This window comes from Micromonospora sp. NPDC005220, assembly GCF_040607895.1.
Classification (GTDB): domain Bacteria; phylum Actinomycetota; class Actinomycetes; order Mycobacteriales; family Micromonosporaceae; genus Micromonospora.
Map to the genome: position 1 here is coordinate 1 of NZ_JBEXHP010000203.1, position 5,203 is coordinate 5,203.

General features: G+C 70.4%; 5 protein-coding genes. 3 read left to right on the plus strand and 2 right to left on the minus strand.

What is annotated here, in order from left to right:
* A partial coding sequence (locus ABZU52_RS31835) for a maltotransferase domain-containing protein (protein WP_354974621.1) occupies positions 1 to 2,085 on the minus strand: 2,085 nt, incomplete at its 3' end.
* A 247-nt stretch (positions 2,086 to 2,332) separates the two neighbouring features.
* On the opposite strand from ABZU52_RS31835, the gene ABZU52_RS31840 reads away from it, so the two are divergent.
* Together ABZU52_RS31840 and ABZU52_RS31845 are read left to right on the plus strand one after the other, a co-directional pair.
* Entirely contained in the window at positions 2,333 to 2,572 is a 240-nt protein-coding gene (locus ABZU52_RS31840; protein WP_196927485.1) for an AbrB/MazE/SpoVT family DNA-binding domain-containing protein, read from the plus strand.
* A complete protein-coding gene (locus ABZU52_RS31845; RefSeq protein WP_354974622.1) occupies positions 2,562 to 3,017 on the plus strand; it encodes a type II toxin-antitoxin system VapC family toxin in 456 nt (151 codons plus the stop codon). The genes ABZU52_RS31840 and ABZU52_RS31845 overlap by 11 nt, the downstream gene beginning before the upstream one ends.
* Positions 3,018 to 3,249: 232 nt before the next feature.
* Here the strand turns inward: ABZU52_RS31845 and ABZU52_RS31850 are convergent, their stop codons facing one another.
* The gene (locus ABZU52_RS31850; RefSeq protein ID WP_354974623.1) at positions 3,250 to 3,477 is read right to left on the minus strand and encodes a winged helix-turn-helix domain-containing protein; all 228 of its coding nucleotides are present in this window, start codon (positions 3,475 to 3,477) and stop codon (positions 3,250 to 3,252) included.
* A 439-nt stretch (positions 3,478 to 3,916) separates the two neighbouring features.
* On the opposite strand from ABZU52_RS31850, the gene ABZU52_RS31855 reads away from it, so the two are divergent.
* Positions 3,917 to 5,080, plus strand: a complete 1,164-nt coding sequence (locus ABZU52_RS31855; protein ID WP_354974624.1) for a helix-turn-helix domain-containing protein — start codon at positions 3,917 to 3,919, stop codon at positions 5,078 to 5,080.
* Positions 5,081 to 5,203: the final 123 nt, after the last annotated feature.

The window sequence follows — 5,203 nt, forward strand, 5'->3', positions numbered from 1 at the left end:
CGCGCCCGCCGGCCCCGGGCCGGGGCCCGCGGGGGGGGGGGGGGTGGCGGGCGGGGGGCCGCCGGACAGCTCGTCCGGCACCTCGGCGACGGTGAGGTCGGCTGGCTCGACGACGGCGGGCGCCGGGGCGGCGGGCGGGGTCGGGCGGCGCACTGTCAACACGTGCGCGGGTTGCAGGTACGGGTCGAGCCGTACCGCGTTGCGCTGACCCCAGTCGTAGCTGGTGCCGGTCAGCTCGTCGTACACGGTGAACCGTTCGTGCCAGTCGAAGCCGAGCGCCGGCATGTCGAGGGTGGTGTTGCCCCACTGCACCACGTGCGAGTCGAACGAGCAGACCACGATGACCGTGTTGCCGGTCTTCGGGTCGTGCTTGGACCAGCAGAGCAGCGCCGGGTTGTCGATCTCGTGGAAGCGCAGGTTGCGGAGCTGGTGCAGGGCCGGGTTGTCGCGGCGTACCCGATTGAGGATCGTCAGGAACGGCGCCAGCGAGCGGCCCTGCGCCTCGGCGCCGGCCCAGTCGCGCGGGCGCAGCTCGTACTTCTCGTTGTCCAGGTACTCCTCCGCGCCCGGCCGGGCCACGTGCTCGAACAGCTCGTAGCCCGCGTACAGGCCCCAGGAGGGGGAGAGCAGCGCGGCCAGCACCGCCCGGATCTTGAACATCGGGGGGCCGCCGTGCTGCAACGACTCGTGCAGGATGTCCGGGGTGTTCGGCCAGAAGTTCGGCCGCATGTAGTCGGCCGCCTCGATCAGCTCCTCGCAGTACGCCCGCATCTCGGCGGCCGTCGTGCGCCAGGTGAAATAGGTGTACGACTGGGTGAAGCCGATCTTGCCGAGGCCGTGCATGATGGCGGGCCGGGTGAACGCCTCGGCCAGGAACAGCACATCCGGGTCGATCTTCTTCACCTCGGCGATCAGCCAGTGCCAGAAGTCGAACGGCTTGGTGTGCGGGTTGTCCACCCGGAAGATCCGGATGCCCTCGCCGACCCAGTGCAGCACCACCCGCAGCACCTCGGCCCGGATGCCCTCCGGGTCGTTGTCGAAGTTGACCGGGTAGATGTCCTGGTACTTCTTCGGCGGGTTCTCCGCGTACGCGATGCTGCCGTCGGCCCGGGTGGTGAACCACTCCGGGTGCTCGGTGACCCAGGGGTGGTCCGGCGCGCACTGCAACGCCAGGTCCATCGCCACCTCCAGGCCCTGCGCCCCGGCCGCCTGAATGAAGGCCCGGAAGTCTGCCGGCGTACCCAGATCGGGGTGGATGGTGTCGTGGCCGCCCTCGGCCGCGCCGATCGCCCACGGCGAGCCCACGTCGGTCGGCCCGGCGGTGAGCGCGTTGTTGCGGCCCTTGCGGTTGATGCGGCCGATCGGGTGGATCGGCGGCAGGTAGAGCACGTCGAAGCCCATCGCGGCGACCCCCGGCAGCCGCTCGGTGGCGGTCGCGAAGGTGCCGGAGCGCCCACCCGCCGCTCCTTCGGAGCGCGGGAAGAACTCGTACCAGGCCGAGTAGAGCGCCCGCTTGCGGTCAACCCAGATGGTGTACGTGTCACCGGCGGTGACCAACTCCCGCACCGGGTGCTCCCACAGCAGGTCGGCCAGGGCCAGCGCCGGGCCGACCCGTTGCGGCAGCGGCAGGTCGGTGTCGACAAGCGCGGTGAGCGCGTCGGCGACCCGCGGCCGGTCGGCGGTCGGCACCAACGTCCGGGCGGCGGCGAGCACCCGAGCACCCTCGGCCAGGTCGTTGGCCAGGTCCTCCGGCCCCTGCCCGGCGGCGATCTTCTTGGTCACCGCGTTCTGCCAGGTCAGGTACGGGTCCTGGAACGCCTCCACGGAGAAGGTCCACGAGCCGACGGCGTCCGGTGCGATGGTGGCGTGCCAGCGGTCCTGGCCGGGCTCGCCGGGGCGCATCCGGGTGAACGGCCGGCTCACGCCGTCCGGTCCGGCCCACACCACGTTGCAGCCCAGCGCGTCGTGCCCCTCCCGGTAGGCGCGGGCCGACACCGGAACCGGTTCGTCGACCACCGCCTTGGCCGGGTATCGCCCGCACGAGACGACGGGGGAGACGTCTTCGATCGGGAACCGTCCAGTCACCCCGCCAACCTACTGCGCGAGATCCGTTCGCGCGCGGCCAAGTACCCCAGGTGCCGCCCCGACCGCTCGGGCCGCACCTCAAGATCCACGCACTCCTGTCAAGATCCGCGCACTTTCGGTGAAACTGCTGCCTTGATGGGCCTTGAGGCAGCACGTTCACCGAAGTTGTGCGGATCTTCGCGGTACCGATGCATCATGGGATGCCCAGTGTCGCGTATCGTGTGTGACACGTGACAGGGGGTCGGGGATGCGGTTGAATAGCAAGGGCCAGGTCACCATTCCGGCGGCTCTGCGGGCCCGATACAACCTGCATGAGGGCGACGAGGTCGATGTGGTTGAAGAGGGCGGCGCTCTCCGCATCGTTCGGGTCCACGGTGCCGAAACCCGGGGCCAGCGCCTCGTCGGCCACATGCGCGGTCGGGGGAGCGCCAAGGAGACCGAGCACATGTCCACCGAAGAGCTGATGGAGATGCTGCGTGGCGAGTGACCGGCTCCGCGCGGTGCCGTCGCGTCCACCCGATGCGACGACGACCCTGGTCGACACCAATGTGCTGCTGGACATCCTGACCGACGACCCCAAGTGGGCGGAGTGGTCCGGGACGGCCCTCGCCGAGGCCCGCGACGCGGGCAACCTGGTGATCAACCCCATCGTGTACGCCGAGGTGTCGGTCCGTTTCGATCGCATCGAAGAGCTGGACGAGGCGTTGCCGGCAGGGGACTTCCTGCGTGAGGAGCTTCCGTACCTGGCGGGATTCCTCGCGGGTAAGGCCTATGCGCGGTACCGGAAACTGGGCGGGGCGAAGCGGTCACCGTTGGCCGACTTCTACATCGGCGCGCATGCGGCTGTGTGCCGATACCACCTGCTGACCCGGGACGGGTCGCGATACCGCACGTACTTCCCGACCCTGACGCTGATCACGCCGGTCGACTGACCGCCCCGCCCCGCCCCGCTCCCGGAGCGCAAGCCAAGATCCGCACGCTTTCGGCGAAACTGCTGCTCAACGCGCGCCGACGCAGCAGTTTCCCCGAAGTTGCGCGGATCTTCACGAGGAGCCTGTGGTTTCAGGCGAGCGGCGGCGATCCGTGGCACCTCAGCAGCATCACCCTCGGCGTGTCGCACTGCTCAGCTGACAACGATCAACGAAGTCGGGTATGTCCTCAGGCTCAGGCGGGCGGGTTCGGCGCCACGAACGAACCCTTGCCCTGGTGCACCTCGATCCAGCCCCGCTCATCCAAGATCCGCAGTGCCAGCCGGATCGGCGTGGCGCTGGCTTGATACTGCTCGCCGAGTTCTGCGATCGACGGCAGCTTGTCGCCAGGCTGGAGCGCGCCGGACTGGATCGAGCGAATCACGTCACCGATGACCTGCTCGTACACGGGTTGTCTGGGCATGGCAGAGGGCCACCTCTCGTCAGCCCTCTGAGCATGCCATCGCACATGACACTCTGTGCATCCTGTGTTGACTCTGTACTCACTGCACTCTAAGTTGGATGTCAGGTCCTCTCGTCAGCAGCGGAGTACCTGCATGCAGGTCAGGGTGGGGCGCTTCCGCCGTTTCCTCGCCCTGACCCTGCGTCTCTCATCGCTCCCGAGCTACCGCGCCGCGAGGAGGCACAGTTGGACGAGCGTCTGCCGGATGGGCCGTTGCCGCCCGCGTATCCCATTGCCGGGGCGCGGCCTCCGCAGCCGGACGGGGATCGGGTGCCCGGTCCGGCCCGACCGACGCGGGCGCCGCTCACCCGGCGGCAGTACTCCTACGGCATCGCGATCGCTGTGGTCGTACTCGTGCTGTTTGTGGTTGGGGTTTTGCGGTGAGCGCGACGGGCCGGCGGTGAACGAGCTGCCGGTTGGTCGCCGGGTCGCCCAGTGGCGGGTCCGGCGGAACATGACGCAGCAGCAGTTCGCCGACCGGCTCGGCAAGTCGAAGAGTTGGGTGGACAAGGTCGAGCGTGGGGTACGCCGGTTGGAGCGGGTGTCCAACCTCCGCGAGGTCGCCGACGCGCTCCGGATCGACGTGGAGGTTCTGCTGGCGGTGCGGCCGGTGCGGCCGACTTCCGCCGCCGCCGGGGTGGACGGGATCCGGATGGCGCTGGCCCGTTACCACCTGGAGGGCGCGACCCCACCGCAGCCGGTCGAGGAGTTGCGGGCTCGGGTGGAGCACGCCGAGCAGAGCTATCGGCACGCGCGGTACCCGGCGTTGCTGGCACTGCTGCCCGGTCTGCTCGATGCGGTCCGCGAAGCGCACGCCGCTCGCCCCGGCGCGACGGGCGCGCTGCTGGTGCGGGTGTATGCGCTCACCGCGCTGGTGCTCGTGAAGGTCGACCAGGGAGAGTTGGCCTGGCTGGCCGCCGACCGTGCGATGGCCGTCGCCGCCGGCGAACCCCGGCTGGCCGCCGTCGCCACCGTGTCGTTGACCCAGGCCCTTCGGTCGCGTGGTCGACGGCGGTCCGCTCTGGATGCCGCGCTCGTCGCCGCTGACCGCCTCGGTGCGTGCCGGGCCGACGATGACCCTCCGGTCGGTTGCTCGCTTCGGGGCACGCTACTGGTTCAGGCTGCGCTCGCCGCCGCGGGCGGCAGAGACCAACTCCGCGCACGTCGGGCGCTCGACCAGGCCACGGACATCGCACGGCAGGTGGGTGCGGGCAGCGGCGGGGTTTTCGGTCGGGCGGTGGTCGAGGCCGCCCGGGTGGTGGCCGAGGCGGCCCTTGGCGACGTCGCCACGGCCACGGCTCGGCACGATCGGCTGGTGGCCGGCGAGGAGTGGTGGTGGCTGTCGCCCGAGCACCGTGCCGCATACCTCCTCGATGTGGCACGCGCATTCGCCGTGACCGGCGACATGCCTCGGGCTGGCCGGACGCTGCTCGACGCGGAACGCGCGGCCCACAGTGAGGTGCACGACCGTCCGGCGGTACGGAAGCTGGTCACCGTCGTGTGGCGGTCCGCCGACGCGCCCACCGGCATCGTCCAACTCGCCACCACCCTCGGCGTCGCCTGACGCTCCTGGCTGATGCCCGGCCGGCTCCCTGGCTAGGGCGTGTGTCAAAGCCCCTGGCCGGCCTGCGGCGGGCCCAGACGACGGCCGGCGGCGTTGGAGATGGGCTCGGAGTCAAAACCGGGG

Excerpts from the sequence above, each read along its gene's own strand:
- ABZU52_RS31850 (WP_354974623.1), bottom strand. The coding sequence starts at position 3,477 with ATGCCCAGACAACCCGTGTACGAGCAGGTCATCGGTGACGTGATTCGC.
- ABZU52_RS31840 (WP_196927485.1), top strand. The coding sequence starts at position 2,333 with ATGCGGTTGAATAGCAAGGGCCAGGTCACCATTCCGGCGGCTCTGCGG.